Source organism: Pseudomonas sp. HMSC057H01 (genome assembly GCF_001836405.1).
Taxonomy (GTDB): domain Bacteria; phylum Pseudomonadota; class Gammaproteobacteria; order Pseudomonadales; family Pseudomonadaceae; genus Pseudomonas; species Pseudomonas aeruginosa.
Genome location: NZ_KV828478.1, coordinates 166,402 through 184,475 on the forward strand (window position 1 = coordinate 166,402; position 18,074 = coordinate 184,475).

19 protein-coding genes are annotated in these 18,074 nt (G+C 67.7%); 11 read left to right on the forward strand and 8 right to left on the reverse strand.

Annotation, left to right across the window (positions count from 1 at the left end; genetic code table 11):
- Positions 1-61 precede the first annotated feature (61 nt).
- From hcnA to HMPREF2581_RS18110, 9 genes are all read left to right on the forward strand, one after another.
- Positions 62-376, forward strand: a complete 315-nt coding sequence (gene hcnA / locus HMPREF2581_RS18070; RefSeq protein WP_003089025.1) for a cyanide-forming glycine dehydrogenase subunit HcnA — start codon at positions 62-64, stop codon at positions 374-376.
- Positions 373-1,767: a cyanide-forming glycine dehydrogenase subunit HcnB gene (gene hcnB / locus HMPREF2581_RS18075; protein WP_009315733.1), complete on the forward strand. Its 1,395-nt coding sequence runs from the start codon at positions 373-375 to the stop codon at positions 1,765-1,767. Before hcnA ends, hcnB begins: the two co-directional genes overlap by 4 nt.
- A 2-nt stretch (positions 1,768-1,769) precedes the next feature.
- Positions 1,770-3,023, forward strand: a complete 1,254-nt coding sequence (hcnC, locus tag HMPREF2581_RS18080) for a cyanide-forming glycine dehydrogenase subunit HcnC (protein WP_011666673.1) — start codon at positions 1,770-1,772, stop codon at positions 3,021-3,023.
- A 152-nt stretch (positions 3,024-3,175) separates the two neighbouring features.
- A complete protein-coding gene (locus HMPREF2581_RS18085; protein WP_011666672.1) occupies positions 3,176-3,760 on the forward strand; it encodes a TetR/AcrR family transcriptional regulator in 585 nt (194 codons plus the stop codon).
- Between the two features lie 130 nt (positions 3,761-3,890).
- Entirely contained in the window at positions 3,891-4,928 is a 1,038-nt protein-coding gene (locus HMPREF2581_RS18090; RefSeq protein WP_003132100.1) for an NADP-dependent oxidoreductase, read from the forward strand.
- A complete protein-coding gene (locus tag HMPREF2581_RS18095) occupies positions 4,925-5,269 on the forward strand; it encodes a putative quinol monooxygenase (RefSeq protein WP_003089035.1) in 345 nt (114 codons plus the stop codon). Before HMPREF2581_RS18090 ends, HMPREF2581_RS18095 begins: the two co-directional genes overlap by 4 nt.
- Positions 5,270-5,274: 5 nt before the next feature.
- The gene (locus HMPREF2581_RS18100) at positions 5,275-6,150 is read left to right on the forward strand and encodes an NAD(P)-dependent oxidoreductase (protein WP_003089038.1); all 876 of its coding nucleotides are present in this window, start codon (positions 5,275-5,277) and stop codon (positions 6,148-6,150) included.
- 88 nt (positions 6,151-6,238) lie between these two features.
- Positions 6,239-7,834, forward strand: a complete 1,596-nt coding sequence (locus HMPREF2581_RS18105) for an EAL domain-containing protein (RefSeq protein ID WP_011666671.1) — start codon at positions 6,239-6,241, stop codon at positions 7,832-7,834.
- 125 nt (positions 7,835-7,959) lie between these two features.
- Entirely contained in the window at positions 7,960-8,844 is an 885-nt protein-coding gene (locus HMPREF2581_RS18110; RefSeq protein ID WP_009315738.1) for a DUF1911 domain-containing protein, read from the forward strand.
- A 15-nt stretch (positions 8,845-8,859) separates the two neighbouring features.
- Here HMPREF2581_RS18110 and HMPREF2581_RS18115 read toward each other — a convergent pair whose 3' ends face one another.
- The 8 genes from HMPREF2581_RS18115 to HMPREF2581_RS18150 all read right to left on the reverse strand — a co-directional run bounded on the left by HMPREF2581_RS18115 (position 8,860) and on the right by HMPREF2581_RS18150 (position 16,102).
- Positions 8,860-9,537: an amino acid ABC transporter permease gene (locus HMPREF2581_RS18115; protein ID WP_003089043.1), complete on the reverse strand. Its 678-nt coding sequence runs from the start codon at positions 9,535-9,537 to the stop codon at positions 8,860-8,862.
- 1 nt (position 9,538) lies between these two features.
- A complete protein-coding gene (locus HMPREF2581_RS18120; protein WP_003089046.1) occupies positions 9,539-10,255 on the reverse strand; it encodes an amino acid ABC transporter permease in 717 nt (238 codons plus the stop codon).
- An 80-nt stretch (positions 10,256-10,335) separates the two neighbouring features.
- Entirely contained in the window at positions 10,336-11,142 is an 807-nt protein-coding gene (locus tag HMPREF2581_RS18125) for an ABC transporter substrate-binding protein (RefSeq protein WP_011666670.1), read from the reverse strand.
- Between the two features lie 298 nt (positions 11,143-11,440).
- Entirely contained in the window at positions 11,441-11,917 is a 477-nt protein-coding gene (locus HMPREF2581_RS18130) for a hypothetical protein (protein WP_003089049.1), read from the reverse strand.
- 81 nt (positions 11,918-11,998) lie between these two features.
- Positions 11,999-12,946 carry a LysR family transcriptional regulator gene (locus HMPREF2581_RS18135; protein ID WP_003089050.1) on the reverse strand — a complete coding sequence of 316 codons (948 nt, stop codon included), beginning with the start codon at positions 12,944-12,946 and terminating at the stop codon, positions 11,999-12,001.
- Positions 12,947-13,013: 67 nt separating this feature from the next.
- Positions 13,014-14,534 carry a tripartite tricarboxylate transporter permease gene (locus HMPREF2581_RS18140; protein ID WP_003089051.1) on the reverse strand — a complete coding sequence of 507 codons (1,521 nt, stop codon included), beginning with the start codon at positions 14,532-14,534 and terminating at the stop codon, positions 13,014-13,016.
- Positions 14,531-15,061, reverse strand: a complete 531-nt coding sequence (locus HMPREF2581_RS18145; RefSeq protein ID WP_003110999.1) for a tripartite tricarboxylate transporter TctB family protein — start codon at positions 15,059-15,061, stop codon at positions 14,531-14,533. Before HMPREF2581_RS18145 ends, HMPREF2581_RS18140 begins: the two co-directional genes overlap by 4 nt.
- 27 nt (positions 15,062-15,088) lie before the next feature.
- Positions 15,089-16,102, reverse strand: a complete 1,014-nt coding sequence (locus tag HMPREF2581_RS18150; protein ID WP_016254174.1) for a Bug family tripartite tricarboxylate transporter substrate binding protein — start codon at positions 16,100-16,102, stop codon at positions 15,089-15,091.
- Positions 16,103-16,368: 266 nt separating this feature from the next.
- Here HMPREF2581_RS18150 and HMPREF2581_RS18155 point away from each other — a divergent pair, with 266 nt between their 5' ends.
- Positions 16,369-17,694 carry an MFS transporter gene (locus HMPREF2581_RS18155; RefSeq protein ID WP_009315749.1) on the forward strand — a complete coding sequence of 442 codons (1,326 nt, stop codon included), beginning with the start codon at positions 16,369-16,371 and terminating at the stop codon, positions 17,692-17,694.
- On the forward strand, positions 17,687-18,074 hold a 388-nt coding region (locus HMPREF2581_RS18160), incomplete at its 3' end, for an amidohydrolase family protein (protein WP_371914914.1). The genes HMPREF2581_RS18155 and HMPREF2581_RS18160, both read left to right, overlap by 8 nt.

Consider the following 18,074-nt stretch of genomic DNA (forward strand, 5'->3'; position numbering starts at 1 on the left):
CGCGCCCGGCCCGACTCCTAGTGTCGCCGGCTCCCGACTCTCTCTCACGGATGAAAGGGCAATGCACCTTCTTGAACGTCAACACGATATCCAGCCCCTCTCGCGGGCAGACATGACCATCCACCTCAATGGCCAGCCCGTCGCGGCGGCTGCCGGTGAGACCGTGCTCAACGTGCTCAATGCCGTGGGCCTGCGCCGGCTCGCGCGCAACGACCATGGCCAGGCCAGCGGCGCCTTCTGCGGCATGGGCGTATGCCACTGCTGCCTGGTCGCCATTGACGGCCGGCCCAAGCGCCGCGCCTGCCAGACCGTCGTCCGGCCGGGCATGCGGGTGGAAACCGAAAGCAACCGCTTCGACCGGGAGGAACGGCCATGAACCTGCGCCCGGTGATCGTCGGCGGCGGCTCGGCCGGCATGGCCGCAGCCATCGAGCTGGCCAGGCGCGGGGTCCCCTGCATCCTCTTCGACGAGGCCTCGCGTCCCGGCGGGGTGGTCTATCGCGGCCCCTTGCGGGCCGGCGTCGATCCGGCCTACCTCGGCGCGCGCTACACCCGGATGCTGGAAAAACTGCGGCGCGATTTCTCCGCCTGCGCCGGGCACATCGACCTGCGCCTGAACAGCCGCGTGGTCGGCGGCGACGGCCAGCGCCTGATGGTCCTCGACGAGGCGGAACGGCTGCACGAGGTGGAGTATTCGCACCTGCTCCTGGCCACCGGCTGCCATGAGCGCAGCGTGCCGTTCCCCGGCTGGACCCTGCCCGGGGTGATGCTCCTCGGCGGCCTGCAATTGCAGATCAAGAGCGGCGTGGTGAAGCCCCTGGGCGATACCCTGATCGCCGGCAGCGGCCCGCTGCTGCCACTGGTGGCCTGCCAGCTGCATGCGGCTGGGGTACGTGTCGCCGGGGTCTACGAGGCCTGCGCGTTCGGCCGCATGGCCAGGGAAAGCCTGGCGCTGCTGAACAAGCCGCAACTGTTCCTCGACGGCCTGAGCATGCTCGGCTATCTCAAGCTCAACGGCATTCCGCTGCACTATGGCTGGGGCGTGGTGGAGGCCAGCGGCGAGGGGGAACTGACGGAAGTGACGGTAGCGCCCTACGACGAAGAGTGGCGGCCCGACCTAGAAAACGCGCGACCGGTGAAGGCCAGCACCCTGGCGGTCGGCTATGGCTTCATCCCGCGCACCCAGCTCAGCCAGCAGTTGGGCCTGGAGCACGGCTTCAGCGACGACGGATACCTGCGCGCGGAATGCAACGTCTGGCAGCAGAGCAGCCAACCGCACATCCACCTGGCCGGCGACATGGCGGGTATCCGCGGCGGCGAGGCGGCGATGATCGGCGGGCGCATCGCGGCCTTGTCGATCCTCCTGCAACGCGAGGCCATCGCGCCCGCCGAGGCCATCGAACGCCGAGAATCCCATCTCGCCCGGCTGGAGGCGATCAAGCGCTTCCGCGCCGGAGTCGAGCGCTACACCCAGCGCGGCGCCCGCCAGGTCGAACTGGCGCGGGCCGATACGGTTATCTGCCGCTGCGAACAGGTCACCCGCGGCGACATCGAGCGCGCGCTCGAACAGGGCGTGCAGGACATCGCCGGGCTGAAGATGCGCACCCGCGCCGGCATGGGCGACTGCCAGGGGCGGATGTGCATCGGCTACTGCAGCGATCGCCTGCGCCGCGCCACCGGACGCCACGACGTCGGCTGGCTGCGACCGCGTTTCCCGATCGATCCGATCCCGTTTTCCGCATTCCAGAACCTCGGTACGGAAGCCTGAACATGAACAGAACCTATGACATCGTGATTGCCGGCGGCGGCGTGATCGGCGCGTCCTGCGCCTACCAACTGTCCAGGCGCGGCAACCTGCGCATCGCCGTGGTCGACGACAAGCGACCGGGCAACGCCACCCGCGCCTCGGCCGGCGGCCTCTGGGCCATCGGCGAATCGGTGGGGCTGGGCTGCGGGGTGATCTTCTTCCGCATGATGTCCTCCCGCAACCGGCGCGAGGCCCAGGGCGCGGCGGTGGCGGTGGACGCGAGCACGCCGCACATCCTGCCGCCGGCGTTCTTCGACCTCGCCCTGCAATCCAACGCGCTGTACCCGGAACTGCACCGAGAACTGATCGAACGCCACGGGATGGACTTCAAGTTCGAGCGCACCGGCCTGAAATACGTGATCCAGGACGACGAGGATCGCCAGTACGCCGAGCACATCGTGGCGCAGATCCCGCATCTGGCCGAGCAGGTACGCTGGCTGGACCGCGAGGAACTGCGTCGTGCCGAGCCGGCGGTCAGCCACGCGGCCCACGGCGCGCTGGAATTCCTCTGCGACCACCAGGTCAGCCCATTCCGCCTGGCCGACGCCTACCTGGAGGCGGCGCGCCAGAACGGCGTCGAGCTGTTGCTGGGAACCAACGTCACCGGCGTGCTGCGCCAGGGCCGGCGGATCAGCGGAGTGCGCACGGACAATGCCGGGGTACTGCATTGCCGCACCCTGATCAACGCCGCCGGCGCCTGGGCCGCCGAACTCAGCGAGCTGGCCACCGGCCGGCGCATCCCGGTGAAACCGGTGAAGGGCCAGATCGTCCTCACCGAGCGTATGCCGCGACTGCTGAACGGTTGCCTGACCACCAGCGACTGCTACATGGCGCAGAAGGACAACGGCGAGATCCTGATCGGCAGCACCACCGAGGACAAGGGCTTCGACGTCAGCAACACCTTCCCGGAAATCGCCGGCCTGGTGCAGGGCGCGGTGCGTTGCGTGCCGGAGCTGCAACAGGTCAACCTCAAGCGCACCTGGGCCGGCCTGCGCCCGGGCTCGCCGGACGAACTGCCGATTCTCGGTCCGGTGGCGGAGGTGGAGGGCTACCTGAACGCCTGCGGGCATTTCCGCACCGGTATCCTCACCTCGGCGGTCACCGGGGTGCTGCTCGACCGGCTGGTCCACGAAGAGACGCTGCCGCTGGACATCGCGCCGTTCCTCGCCGCGCGCTTCCAGCCGGAGCCTGCCGCCGTGGCGGTCGCGGCCTGCTAGGTCCGCGAGGGGTAAATCCGCGGAGCGGGGCGGGCGCCGGACCGGCGTCCGTTCCGCACGGTTCCCGACAGCGGCGCAGTTGCCGTCGGCGCTATACTCATGGCTCCGAATTATTTCTAGACGACTGGTCTAATTCAAGCTACCGTGCGCCCATGAAACCCAGCTACGACGACACCCGCCAGCATCTGCTCGATACCGGATACCGGATCATGGCGGTCAAAGGCTTCTCCGGCGTCGGCCTCAACGAAATCCTGCAGACCGCGGGCGTTCCCAAGGGCTCGTTCTACCATTACTTCAAATCCAAGGAACAGTTCGGCCAGGCCCTGCTGGAGGACTACTTCCGCGTCTACCTGGCGGACATGGACCAACGCTTCTCCGCGCCAGGGCTGAATGCCCGCGAACGACTGATGAGTTACTGGCAGAAGTGGCTGGACAACGCCTGCCCGCCCTGCGACGAGCAGCGCTGCCTGGTGGTCAAGCTCAGCGCCGAGGTCGCGGACCTTTCGGAAAGCATGCGCATCACCCTGCGCGACGGCTCCGACGGGATCATCGAACGCCTGGTCGGCTGCCTCGGGCAGGGCCGCGACGACGGCTCCCTCGCGCCCTGCGATGCCCGGCACATGGCCAGCGCGCTGTACCAGTTGTGGCTCGGCGCGAGCCTGCTGAGCAAGCTGCACCGCAGCCCGGGACCGCTGGAAACAGCCATGCAGACCACCCGCAGCCTGCTGGAAATCTGAGGTTCCGCCAGGAAATACCCGCCCCGCGAGAGGCGGGTATTTTTTCGGCCTGTTAGTAGTCGACTGGTCTAATTTATACCGCGCACGGTATGAACCGTTCGCCACATGCGTCAGACAGAGGAGTCTGGATATGTCCCAATCCACGCAGGTCAACCGCCGCATCGTCCTCGCCTCGCGCCCCCACGGCGCCCCGACCCGGGATAACTTCCGCATCGAGCAGGTTCCGCTTCCTGAGCCCGGCGCGGGCCAGGTGCTGCTGCGCACCGTCTACCTGTCGCTCGATCCCTACATGCGCGGACGGATGAGCGACGCGCCGTCCTACGCGCCGCCGGTGGAACTCGGCGCGGTCATGGTCGGCGGCACGGTCAGCCGGGTGGAAGCCTCGAACCATCCCGGGTTCAAGGTCGGCGACTGGGTACTCTCGGCCAACGGCTGGCAGGACTACGCGCTTTCCGACGGCAGCGGCCTGGCGCGCCTGGGCGAGTCGCCGGAGCATCCGTCCTACGCCCTGGGCCTGCTCGGCATGCCCGGCTTCACCGCCTACATGGGCCTGCTCGACATCGGCAAACCCCAGGCCGGCGAGACCCTGGTGGTGGGCGCCGCCACCGGGCCGGTCGGCGCCACCGTCGGACAGATCGGCAAGCTCAAGGGCTGCCGGGTGGTCGGCGTCGCCGGCGGTGCGGAAAAATGCCGCCACGCCGTGCAGGTGCTCGGCTTCGATGCCTGCCTCGACCACCATGCCGCGGACTTCGCCGAACGACTGGCCGAGGCCTGCCCGGACGGCATCGACATCTATTACGAGAACGTCGGCGGCAAGGTCTTCGACGCCGTCTTTCCGCTGCTCAACGCCAAGGCCCGGATCCCGGTCTGCGGTATCGTCGCCCACTACAACGACACCGACCTGCCGCCCGGGCCGGACCGCTTGCCGGCGCTGATGGGCACGATCCTGCGCAAGCGCATCAAGGTGCAGGGCTTCATCATCTTCGACGACTACGGCCATCGCTACGATGAATTCCAGCGCGACATGTCGAAGTGGTTCGCCGACGGCCTCATCCAGTACCGCGAAGAGCGGGTCGACGGCCTGGAGAATGCCCCCGAGGCCTTCTTCGGCCTGCTCCAGGGACGCAATTTCGGCAAGCTGGTGGTGCGCGTCGGAGCCGACGCATGAACCAGGCGATCCGCGTGGTAGCGCTGTTGCAGGCGCGCGAGGGCAGGGCGGCGGAGGTCGAGCGGCTGCTGCTGGCCTGCGTGCAGCCGTCGCGGGCCGAGGACGGCTGTCTGTCCTACGTCCTGCACCGGAGCCTCGACGAGGCCGGGCGCTTCGTCTTCGTCGAACGCTGGGCCGACCGCGACGCCATCGAGCGGCACCGACGGATGCCGCACTACAGGGCGATGGCCGATGCCGTCGCCGATCTCCTGGCGGACCGCCAGGTGTTCCTTCTCGAGGAACTGCCAGCGGCCAGCCTGTCTCCGGTAGATCCGGAACCTACAAGACCCCACGAGGAGTGAAACGGATGAAAGTCGGATTTCTGGGCCTGGGCGGCATGGGCGCCGCCATGGCCACCCGCCTGGTGCAGGCGGGGCTCGAAGTGACGCTGTGGAACCGTTCCGCGGCGGCCTGCGAGCCGCTGGTGGCGCTGGGCGCGACCAGGGCGGAGGAGGTCGGCGAGCTGTTCGGCCTCGACGTGGTCATCAGCATGCTGGCGGACGACCAGGCGATTCGCGCCGTGCTGCTCGACAGCGGTGCGCTCGAACGGGCGAGGCCGGGTCTCATCCACCTGAGCATGTCGACCCTGTCGCTCGATTGCGTCGAGGCGCTCGACCAGGCACACCAGCGCCAGGGCATCGCGTTCGTCGCCGCGCCGGTGTTCGGCCGCACCGACGTGGCCGAGGCCGGCAAGCTGAACATCGTCGTCGGCGGTCCGGAGGAAGCCATCGAGCAAGTCAAGGCACTGCTGGAAATTATGGGACAGAAGACATGGTTTTTCGGAAAAGACCCGCGCAGCGCAATGGCGGTGAAGATCTCTGGTAACTTCATGATCGCCAGCGCCATCGAAAGCATGGGCGAAAGCGTCGCCCTGGTGAAGCGCCTGGGCGTCGAGCCCGGCCGGTTCATGGAACTCATGTCCTCGACGCTTTTCGATGCGCCTGTCTATCGCAACTACGGCCCGCAGATCGTCGAGCAGCGTTTCACCCCGGCCAGGTTCCGCCTGGTCCTCGGGTTGAAGGACGTCGACCTGGCGCTGTCCGCCGGCAAGCGCCACAACGTGCCGCTGCCGCTGGCCAGCCTGTTGCACGACGTGTTGCTCGAAGCCATCGCCCATGGCGACGGGGAATCGGACTGGACGGCGCTGGCGAAGGTAGCGTTGTCACGATCGGGACAAATCTGAAAAGGTTCTGCGCACGGCCCGACAGGGCCCGTGAAGCTGTTCGGCAATCTGGCGTGCTTTCCATGAACTCTTTTGACGGGAAGAAGGTATGTCCGAGCGTGAAACGGCTGCCGCGGGCCGGATCAACTGGCGGCGGATCCTGCCGATACTGCTCACCACGTCGTTGGTGGGCGGTGTCTGCGGGATCTTCGTGATCAACGAACTGGATCGCCAGCACGACGGGGCGCACCTGGCGTCCTACACCGAAATGGCCCTGGAGCGGGCGCTGGAGATTTCCTCCGCGGCCGAGCAGATGCTCCACGAGATGAACGCCGGCGGCCCCGCGGCCTGCAGCGACCAGGACTTGGAGGCGCTGCGCGCCATCGTGCTCGAATCGCGCTTCATGAGCGACGTCGGCCGGGTCAGCGGCAATCGCATCGTCTGTACCGGCGTCCGCGGCCGGCTACGATCGCCGTGGGGGCTGGCTGCGCCCGACCGGATCGACGCCAGAGGCACCCGCTTCTGGTCGGAGGGCATGCCCTTGCCCCTGCAGATGCTGCCTTCCGGCCTGGTCGGGCGCGGCAACGCCATCCTCTTCATCGCCCCGCATGCCTACTTCGATGTCGACCACCCGGACCCGGGCATCTCGGCGGCGGCCGTCAGCCGCGGCGGCGACTACATCTACCACCGTTTCGCCTGGGACGACGACCAGCCCCTCGAGGCGCTCGGCCGGCCCGGCTGGCCGCGCTTCATCGGCGCCCGGCAGATAAGCCTGTGCGACCCGACGCAGGACATCTGCGTGGTCTCCCTTCTCCGTGAACGCGGCCTGCTTGGCACCGAGCCCGGACGCGCGGCCATGGCCGCGGCGCTCGGCGGCGGGCTGTTGTTCGGCGTCATGCTGCTGCTCAGCTACCTGTTCGGCTTCCTCAACGACGAAAAACTGCCAGCCAGGCTGCTGCGCGCGTTGAAGCGCGAGGCCCTGGAGGTGCACTACCAGCCCATCGTGCGCCTGGCCAGCGGCCGCTGCGCCGGGGTCGAGGCCCTGGCGCGCTGGACCGATAGCAGCCTGGGGCGGGTTTCCCCGGATGTCTTCATCGGCGCCCTGGAGGAGAGCGGCGACATCGAACTGCTGACCCGTTTCGTCTTCCGCCGCGCCCTGAAGCAGCTCGGGCCGTTGCTGAGGGAGCAGCGGAGCTTCTACGTCAGTGTCAACGTCACCGGCAAGGACATCGCCGACCCCGGTTTCATCGATTTCGCCATGCGCCAGATGGCCAGGGAAAGCGTGCGCCCGGAACAGGTCGCGCTGGAACTGACCGAGCGCACCACCGAGGCCCAGGGCTGCCTGCTGGCCGGGATGAACCGCCTGCGCGAACTCGGCCTGAAGATCTACGTGGACGATTTCGGCACCGGTCATTCGAACCTGGTCTACCTGGCCAACCTGCCGGTCGACGCGATCAAGATCGACAAGGTCTTCACCCAGTCCATCGGCGACAGCAGCGCCGTCGAACTGATCTTCGACAAGCTCTGCTCGATGGCCGAGCACCTGGAGATCGGCGTGGTCGTCGAAGGGATCGAGACACAGGCCCAGGCCGACCACGTGCTGCGCCGCTCGCCCGAGGCCCTCGGCCAGGGCTGGCATTTCGGCAAGGCACTGCCGCTGGAGGCCTTCCTCGGCTACTACCGGAACCAGCCGACGGGCCGCTAGGGCGGGCCTTTCGCAGGGGCGTCGCGCTGCGCTAGCATCGGCCGTCCATACCGGACGCGGCCTGGACGGCCGCACTCCGGATCGCACGGATCGGCCGGAAACGGCCGCGATCACCACAGGCCGCCATGCACGCATTCCCCCTCACCCTGGACAACCGACTCGCCGACGCCCTGCCGCTATGGCGCAACCTGGCCCGCACCGACCGGGCGCCGCGAAGGAACATCGACCTCGCCGACTGGAAAGCCGACTGGCGCGAACTGATCGCCGCGCTCGACAGGTTTTCCCGGAGCCACGGCTATCGCCAGCCGTTCACCGCGCAAGGGCACGCAGCCCTGGAAAACGCCTGGGCCTGGGGCCAGGCCGCGGAAAACGCCAGTACGCTGCTGCTCAAGGCCATCGACCGGGGCCTGGCCGGCGCCGAACTGCGTTCCATCTACCTGGAGACCGCCGCGCTGTGGCTGGACTACAGCCGGCTGCTCGGCGCCGCCCGCGACAGCCTGCGCGAGCAGGGCGAGGTCGACTTCGAGACGGCGCCGGCCCTGGCGCCGCGCACCGGCCAGTACCCGTTCGCGCTGCAACTGCTCGCCATGGGCGTGCTGCTCGACGCCCAGGAGCTAATCCCGGCGCTGGTCGAGGAGGTCCTGCAGTTCGATACCGACCGCCTGCTCGACTATCTCGGCGCGGCCGCCCTCGGCCTGACTTCCGCCAGCGAGGAAACCTTCCATCCACGGCCGTTCGGGCAGTTGCGGGCGTTCTTCGAAGAGGCGGACGGCAGCGACGCCCAGGCGCTGGCGCCTTACCTGCAAAGCCAGTACCGGGAGTTCTTCCAGCTTTCCCCCAAGGCGCAGAAGAAGACCCGCCGCCTGACCGGCCCCTACGCCTGGGGCTGGTGGGCCATGGAGGTGTCGGCGCTGGGCGTGCTCTACGGCTGGGACGATGGCGTCCTGCGCGCCTCGCCGCATTACCTCGGCGACCTGGTCGACTACGCGCGGGCGCGCGGCGACGCCTGAGCCACCGGCCGCCGCTCAGGCCCGCCGGCGGCGGGCGAGGAAAGCGGCGGCCAGGTCGAGGCTGGTGCAGAGCAGGAAGTAGAGCAGGGCGACGAACAGGAAGATCTCCGTCGGGTGGACCATCACCCGGTTGCTCACCTGGGTGGCGACGAAGGACAGTTCGCCGACGCCGATCACGTAGGCCAGGGAAGTGTCCTTGATCAGCGACACCCACTGGTTGAGGAAGGACGGCAGCATCACCGGCAGCGCCTGCGGCAGGATCACCAGGCGCAACACCTGCCACGGCCGCAGTCCGAGCGCGCGGGCGGCCGCCCACTGTCCGGCGGGGAGGCTGTGGATGCCGGCGTACACCGAGTGGGCGAGGTAGGCGCCGCCGATCAGCGACAGCGCGCAGACCACGGTGGCCAGCGCCGGTACGTCGACATGGAAGACGATCGGCAGCAGGAAGTAGGTCCAGAAGATCAGCATCAGCACCGGGATCGCACGGAAGAAGCCGAGCAACGTCACCAGCAGCAGGCGCGGCTTGCCGGGCAGCACCGCGAGGGCCACGCCGAGGACCAGGCCGAGCACCGCCGAAGCCAGTCCGGAGAGCGACGCCAGCAGCAGGGTCAGCGCCGCTCCGCCAAGCGGGCCGTCCGGGTAGGCGCCGAGCAGCAGGTAGGACAGGTTGTCCGAGATGACCGAGAAATCCATCTCAGGCACCTCCCTGGCGGTAGCGGCGGGTCTGCTGCAACGCCTGGCCGAAGGCTTCGATCAGGGCGATGGCGCCGATGTAGAGGAGGGTGGCGATGCCGAAGGCCTGGAAGGTCTTGAAGGTCTCGGTTTCCACCTGGCGCGAAGCGTAGGACAGCTCGGCCAGGCCGATGGCCATCGCCAGCGAGGAGTTCTTCAGCGCATTCATGTACTGCCCGAGCAGCGGCGGCAGGGCCGTGCGCAGGGCCTGCGGCAGCACCACCACGCGCCATACCTGGCGCTGGGTCAGCCCCAGGGCGAGGCCGGCGGCGCGCTGCTCGGGGCGTACCGAGGCGATGCCGGCGCGGAACTCCTCGGCGACGAAAGCCGAGGTATAGAGGGTCAGCCCCCAGGCACCGGCGAGGAACTCGAAGGACGGCCAGTCGAGCAAGGGCGTCTCGTGCGGCGTGTTCAGCCAGCTCACCAGCGCTTCCGGCAGCAGCGCGGGAACGCCGAAGTACCAGAAGAACAGCTGCACCAGCAGCGGGGTATTGCGGAACAGCGCCAGGTAGGCGCGCGCCGGCCAGGACAGCAGGCGTCGGCGCGACAGCCGGGCGATGGCCAGGGGGGCGCCGATCAGGGTGGCGAGCAGGCAACTGAGCAGGGCAAGGCCGAGGGTCAGCAGGAAGCCGTCGAGCAACCAGCGCAGGTACTGCGGGGCGAGAAGTTCGCCGAACATGTGCGGGATTCCGTCGGGTAGAACGAAAAACGCGCCTCAGCGAAGTGAGGCGCGCGGGTCGTGCGGGCGAAGCGGGCCGCTCAGCTCTTGTCGCCGATCTTGTACAGGCGCGCCAGCGGGGTCTTGGTCTGCGGACCGAACCAGGTGTCGTAGATCTTCTGCGCCTGACCGTCCTGCTCCAGCTCGCGCAGGCTCTTGTCGACGAACTCGGTCAGGGACTTCTCGCCCTTGGGAATACCGACGCCGATCAGGTCGTTGGAAATGGTGAAGGGCGGCACTTCGTACTTGTCGCGGTCGGGCACGTTGGCCAGCAGGCCGATCAGCTTCGGACCGTCCTGGGTGATGGCCTGGACCTGGCCGTTGCGCAGGGCGGTGAAAGCGAAGGGCGTGTCGTCGTAGGCGATGACCTTGGCGCCGGGGAACTTCTCGCGCAGCACGCCTTCGTTGACCGTGCCCTTGTCCACGCCGACCCGCCACTTGTTGAGGACTTCCGGCGAGGTCAGGGTGCCTTTCTTGACGATGAACTGCTGGCCGGAGGAGAAGTAGGGGATGCTGAAGTCCACCTGCTGCGCACGCTCCCGGGTGATGGTGAAGTTGGCCAGGACCAGGTCGACCTTGTTCGCCGTCAGCAGCGGGATGCGGTTGGCCGGGTTGGTCGGCAGCACTTGCAGCCGGACGCCCAGCTTGTCGGCCAGGGCCTTGGCATAGTCGACGTCGAGGCCTTCGATCTGCTTGCTCTTGGCGTCGACGAAGCCGAACGGCGGGTTGCTGTCGAAGGACGCGACGCGCAATACGCCGGCCTTGCGGATGTCCTCCAGGCGGTCGGCCTGGGCCAGGCCGGAGATCAGGGCGAGGGCGAGGGCGGTGATGGCGGGGAGTTTCTTCATGAAAGTTCCAGCTCCTTGTCGGCCGCGATCGACGATCAGGGCCTTGCAATGTGGGGCGGACATTCCGGATGGGAATGCCGCCATGTCGGCGCGGGGGTATCCCGTGGCGAAGGGAGTTTGGCAGGGGCCAAGGGTCGGGAGAAAAGAATGAATCGATCTATCTTATTTCCAGACGAAATAAGAGGTATGAAAACAAGGATTCAAGGAAATAAAAAACGATAGCGTAACGCCATGGTCCGCAGGGCTTCCGCGTCGGGGGTTCGTCGTCGAGAAGGAAGGCCGGGGCCCGGCGGCCCCGTCAGCGGCTGTCCCGGCAGTCGATCACGCTGGCGTTGGTGATGATGTCCCGGCTGTCGGTGTACAGGGTGATGCTGCAGAAATAGTCGAGGATGGTCTCGTTCTCGTAGTAGCCGGTCTTGCGATAGACCGCCTCGCTACTCACCGGCGCCATGCCGGCGACCCCCTGGCCACCGACGCCGACCCAGGTCTCGCGCTGGCCGACGTACTCGGTGCCGGTCTGTATGAAGACCTTGTCCGGCCCCATGTGGGTCCGCACGCGGTTCCAGGCGTAGAAGCCGCCGCTACCGTAGGACGAAGGGCCGAGGCCCTGGTCGGGCTTGCCGAACAGTTCGAAGGCCTTGCCGGCGGGCTGGCCGATGAGCTTCTGCGCGGCGACCTTGACCTCGTTGTCGCGATTCCCCGACTGACCGAGGGAGGCGCAGGCGCTGAGACCGAGGACGAGCAGGGCGAGACCGAAGGGCTTGATCGAGGGCATGGCATTCACTCCGTTGAAATGCCCGAGGATGTTAGAGGTCCAGCCGGCTCGCGGCTATTAGCTCATTTGTGCTAGTGCCGCTCACTTCGCCAGGTGCCGCGCCTGTTCGGCATGTACGCTGGCCATGAAGGTCTGCATGGCCGAGGAGTGGACCCGGTTGCGTCGGGTGATCAGGCCGTAGGGCGGCAGGCGCGGCTCCAGCTGGATCGGCAGGATCGCCAGCAGGTGCTTGCCCGGGTAGTCCTCGATCACCGAGCGCGGAGTGATGCCGATCATGTCGGTCTGTTGCAGCAGGGAGAGCAGGGTCATGATCGAGGTGGTCTCGACGATACTGCTCGGCAGGTCGATGCGCGCGTTGTGGAAGGCCTGGTTGACGATCCCGCGCATCGGGCTGGGGTGCTGCTGCAACACCCAGGTCAGCTCCTGCAACTCGCCCCAGTCCAGCTTGCGTGCCTGCGACAACGGGTTCTGCGCGCCGACCACCACGCAGAGTTCCTCCTCGCCGAGGCTGTCGAACACCAGGTCGTCGGTGCGCGCGCCGCTGGGGATGCGTCCGAGCACCACGTCCAACTGGTCCTGTTGCAGGGCCTGGACCAGCACGTCGCTGGTGTCCACCTGGATGCTCATCGACAGCCGTGGATGACTCTGCTTCAGGGTCGCGATGGTGCGCGTCAGCAGGCTCGAGGCCAGCGCCGGGATCGCTCCGACGGTGACCCGGCCGAGGTTGCCGGACTCCAGCGCGACCAGTTCCTCGCGCATCCCGGACAGCTCGGCGAAGATCATCCGCGAGTAATAGATCAGCGTCTCGCCGAAAGGCGTCGCGCGCATGCCGCGCGGCAAACGCTCGAACAACTCGACGCCGAGCAGGTCTTCGGCCTCGTGGAGCATCTTGGTCGCCGCCGGCTGGGTCATGCCGATCTCGTCGGCGGCGCGGCGCAGCGAGCCGAGTTCCTCCAGGGCCAGCATCAGGCGCAACTGGCGCAGGCGCAGGCGGCTGTGGATGATGCTGGCGTCGGGAATCCGGGACATGGCGTATCTCGCTGGCGGCGGGGAGACCCAGGGTGACAAGAAATCCACCCCGCCGCCAGACGCAGGCTCAGGCGGCATGCCGGAGACTCCGCCGGCCACGCCGGAACAGCGCCCCGGCGCAACGCGCCAGCAACGGCCAGAGCAGCATCGCCAGCGCCGCGCCGGTCAGGCTGGCCACCAGCGGGTTGGACCAGAACACCGAGAGTTGCCCGTCGGAGAACAGCATCGACTGGCGGAACGCGTCCTCGGCCTTGTCGCCGAGCACCGCGGCGAGCACCAGCGGGGCGATGGGGTAGCCGAGTTTCTTGAACAGGTAGCCGAGCGCGCCGAACAGCAGCATCAGGACCACGTCGAGCATGGCGTTGTGCACCGAGTAGGCCCCGATGGCGCAGACCATGACGATGATCGGCGCGACGATGGCGAACGGAATCCGCAGGATCGAGGCGAACAGCGGTACGGTCGCCAGTACCACGATCAGGCTGACCACGTTGCCCAGGTACATGCTGGCGATCAGGCCCCAGACGAAGTCGTGTTGTTCGACGAACAGCGTCGGCCCGGGATGCAGCCCCCAGATCATCAGGCCACCGAGCATCACCGCGGCGGTCGCCGAGCCGGGGATGCCGAGCGTCAGCATCGGCAGCAGGGCGCTGGTGCCGGCGCTGTGGTCGGCAGTCTCCGGAGCGATCACGCCTTCCACCTCGCCCTTGCCGAAGTTCTCGCGGTTCTTCGAGAAGCGCCGCGCCAGGCTGTAGCTCATGAACGAGGCTGCGGTGGGGCCGCCCGGAGTGACGCCCATCCAGCAGCCGACCAGCGCGCTGCGCAGCCAGGTCAGCCAGTAGCGCGGCAGCCTGGCCCAGGTACGCAGGATCACCATCGGCGTGATGCGTGCGCGCTCGCCGCGAAACACCAGGCCTTCCTCCACCGTGCAGAGGATCTCGCCGATGCCGAACAGGCCGATCACCGCCACCTCGAAACTCAGCCCGGAAAGCAGCCAGGGCTGGTCGAAGGTCAGGCGCAGGTCGCCGGACACGGTATCCATGCCCACGGCGGCCATGGCGAAGCCGATGGTCATCGCCACCAGGGTCTTCAATGGCGGGTTGCGGCTCATGCCGATGAAGGTGCAGAACGCCAGCAGGTAGACGGCGAAGAACTCGGGCGAGCTGAACGCCAGGGCGAAGCGAGCGATATGGGTGGACAGGAAGGTCAGCAGCAGCACGCCGACCAGCGCCCCGAGGAGCGCCGAGGTGAAGGCGGCGGTCAGCGCTTCGCCGGCCTGGCCGTTGCGCGCCATCGGGTAGCCGTCGAAGGTGGTGGCCACCGACGAGGGCTCGCCGGGGATGTTGAACAGGATCGAGGTGATCGAGCCACCGAACAACGCGCCCCAGTACATGCAGGAAAGCAGGATGATCGCCGACACCGGCGACATGCTGAAGGTCAGCGGCAGCAGCAGCGCCACCCCGTTCGGCGCACCGAGGCCCGGCAGCACGCCGACCAGGATGCCGAGCAGCACGCCGATCACCATCAGGCCGAGGTGATGGGCGCTGAGGACCAGGCTCATGCCCTGCATCAGGGAATCGAATTCGCTCATGGCCTGGCGCTCCCGACGAAGGCCGCGAGGTCGGCCAGTATTCCGGCATCCAGCGGCACCTTGAACCAGACGGCGAAGACCAGGTAGCTGGCCAGCGCCGCGCCGCAGGACAGCGTGACGATCAGCGGCACGCCGTAGGGTTTGTCGCGGCTGCGGTCGCGCCACATGAACCAGGCGATGAACAACGCGGAGGCGAGGTAGATCCCGGCGAACGGCATGGCCGCCACGTAGGCGGCGATCGGCAGGAACACCGCAAGCACCCGGCGAAAGGCCGCGCGGGCGACGAACGAGGTACCCAGCGCCCGCCAGCGGCACAGGGCCATGAGCAGGTTGCCGAGGCTGGCGGCGCTCAGCAGCAGGCCGATGTAGAAGGGGAAATAGCCGGCCTCGGGGCCGCTGTCGCCCCAGCCGATGCCGATATCCTGGCTGCCGTACATGACGATCGCGCCGAGCGCGGCGGTGAACAGCGCCAGGCCGATCTCCACCCAGCGGGTGGCGACCAGCGGCGCATTGGATGAGCTGGACATGTTCGTCTCCTGGTCGCGCTACGCGGGTTACTGGCGAAGCCAGCCGGCTTCCTGGAACAGCGGGATGACGCGCTGGCGGTCCTTCTCGATGTAGCTCACCAGGTCCTCGCCAGCGAGGAAGGTCGGCGCCAGCGCCGAGCGTTCGACATAGTCCCTGAACTCGGCGGTCTGGCTGACCTTGCGCATCAACTCGACGTAGAAGGCGCGCTGCTCGTCGCTGACTCCGCCGGGCAGGAACACGGTGCGCGGGAAGCGGTACTGGTCAATGCCCAGGCCCTGTTCGTGGCAGGTGGGGATGTCCGCCCAGGACTGCTCGGCAGCGACCTTGGCGGTGTAGATCATGCGCTCGTGGCTGAACACGCAGAGCGGCCGGACCTGGCCGCCGCGCCACTGGCTGAGGCTTTCCGCCGGGTTGTTGAGGTTGGCGGCGATGTGCCTGCCGGCCAACTGGATGGACGCCTCGCTGCCGCTCTTGAAGGGGATGTAGGTCAGCTTGCCGCCGACCTGCTTGCCGAGCAGCAGGCTTAGAGTCTGGTCGACGTCCTTCGACTGGCTGCCGCCGAAGCGCATGCCTGCCGCGTCCTTCTTCAGATCGGCGAGGAACGCCGCGGCGTCCGCCCACGGCGCCGCCTGGTAGGTCCAGAGGATGAAGTCGTCCTCGGCCACCGCCGCCACCGGCGTCAGGTCGGTCCATTGGTAGCCCAGCCGGGCCACCAGCGGCAACAGGTAGACATTGTTGGTGCCGATCACCAGCTTGTGCGCGTTGCCCTTGGCCAGCTTCAGGTCGAGGAAGGCTTCGGCGCCGTTGCCGCCGCCCTTGTTCAGCACCACGGTGTTGACCTCGAGCAGCTTGTTCTGGCTGATCGCCGACTGGACCAGGCGGGCGAGTTGGTCGGTGCCGCCACCGGGACCGCCGGCGACGACGATCTCCAGGTTCTCTTCGGGTTTCCAGGCAGCCGCCAGGGCGGGCAGGGCGGTGCAGCAGAGCAGGGCGCAAGCGGCCAGGAAGGAGGGGACGGAGCGCGCATATGCGGTACGCATGGAGGACCTCTGGTTGTCATTGTTGTTATGGGTAGAGCGGAGTGTGCGAAGCGCACCGATAAGCGTCCACTCAAAATAAGGCATACACCGATAGCCTGGGGTTATGAGTGGAAGCGGATGTCGGATACCTGGAGCGATAACCGTAGGAAATGGCCGTATGAGCAGCTTTGATTAGACGGTTATCGATGGAAAGCCGGATAGTGGGCCTGCCGGACCTGCCAACCCAGTTCCGCAGCACAAGAACAACAATAAAAGAGGTACGACCCATGGCTCAGGCACAGACCGCCGTGCTCCAGGCTGATCCTGCCCAGGACAAGGCCACTGCCGCAAAACCCAGCAACGTCCGCTGGCGCATCTTCGCCATCGTCTTCGCCCTGACGGTGATCAACCTGGTCGACCGGGTCTCGCTGTCCATCGCCATGCCCACCATCGCCGGTGAATTCCAGCTCACGCCGAGCATGCAGGGGCTGATCCTCAGCAGCTTCTTCTGGGCCTACGCGCTGTTGCAGATTCCCGGCGGCTGGCTGATCGACCGCTACGGCCCGCGCCGGGTGATCGGCTGGTCCACCGGCCTCTGGGGAGCCTTCCAGACCCTCGCTGCCTTCGCCAGCGGCGGCCTGTCGCTGATGTTCGCCCGGGTCGCCCTGGGCGCGGCGGAAGCGCCGCTGTTCCCCTCCGGCGGCAAGCTCAACTCGCTGTGGCTGGGCTCCAGCGAACGCAGCCGCGGCGCCGTGCTGATGGACTGCGGAGGGCCGCTGGGCGTCGCTCTCGGCGGACTGGTCATCGCCTACCTGATCGCCGTGCTCGGCTCCTGGCGCAGCGCCTTCTTCATCGCCGGCATCGCCACCCTGGCCATGGCCTGGCTGGCCTGGCACTACCTGCGCGACGACCCGGCCGAGCATCCCGGGGTCAACGCCGCCGAGCTGGACCGGATCAACGCCGACCGCTCCACCCCGCTCGCCGAAGCGGACTGCCAGGCCGGCGGAAGACTGGGCATCGCCGGCCGCTCCCTGGTCGGTATCGTCCTCGGCCGCGCCAGTTGGGCCATGGTGTTCTTCGGCCTGCTGACCTGGGGTCCTAGCTACCTGGCGCAGGCGCGCGGCTTCGATATCAAGGGTATCGGCGCCGCGACCTTCGTCATCTTCCTCTGCGGCGCCGTCGGTTCCCTGGTCGGCGGCTTCCTCTGCGACCTGCTGATCCGCAAGGGCGTGCGCCGCGGCCTGGCGGCCAAGGGCCTGCTGACGGTCTCGGGCCTCGCGGCGCTGGTCGCCTTCCTGCTGTTGCCGAGCCTGGAAGATGCCTATGCCGCCGTGACCCTGCTGGCGCTGACCGCCTTCTTCCTGATGTGGGGCAGCCTGTACTGGAGCTTTCCGGCCTTGCTCGCCGCTCCGGCCCGGGTCGGCCTGGTCGGCGGGGTGATGAACATGGCCGGCAGCCTCGGCGGCATCGCCGTGCCGATCCTGGTCGGGCTGCTGCTGCAACACCTGGGCGGATATGCCGCGGTGCTGGGCTTCTTCGCCCTCTGCTCGGCAGCCTTCATCGCCGGCACCCTGCTGATTTCCCTGGACAAGACCGAGGCAAAGCATGGCTGAGCTGTACGACGGGCCGATCGTCGACGCCCATCATCATTTCTGGGACCCGCAGGCGAACTACCACCCCTGGCTCGCGGAGGACGCCAAGATTCCGTTCCGCTACGGCGACTACAGCGCGATCAAGCGCCGCTACCTGCCGGCGGACTACTTCGGCGACGTCGGCGCACACAGGGTGGTCGAGACGGTCTACGTGGAAACCGAGTGGGACCCGCGCGATCCGCTCGGCGAAACCCGCTTCGTGCATCACCTCGCCGAACGCCATGGCGCGCCCCACGCAGTGGTGGCGCAGGCCTGGCTGGACGCGCCGGACGCCGCCGAGGTGCTGGCGGCGCAGGCGGGCTTCGCACGGGTCCGCAGCGTCCGCCACAAGCCCGGCGGTC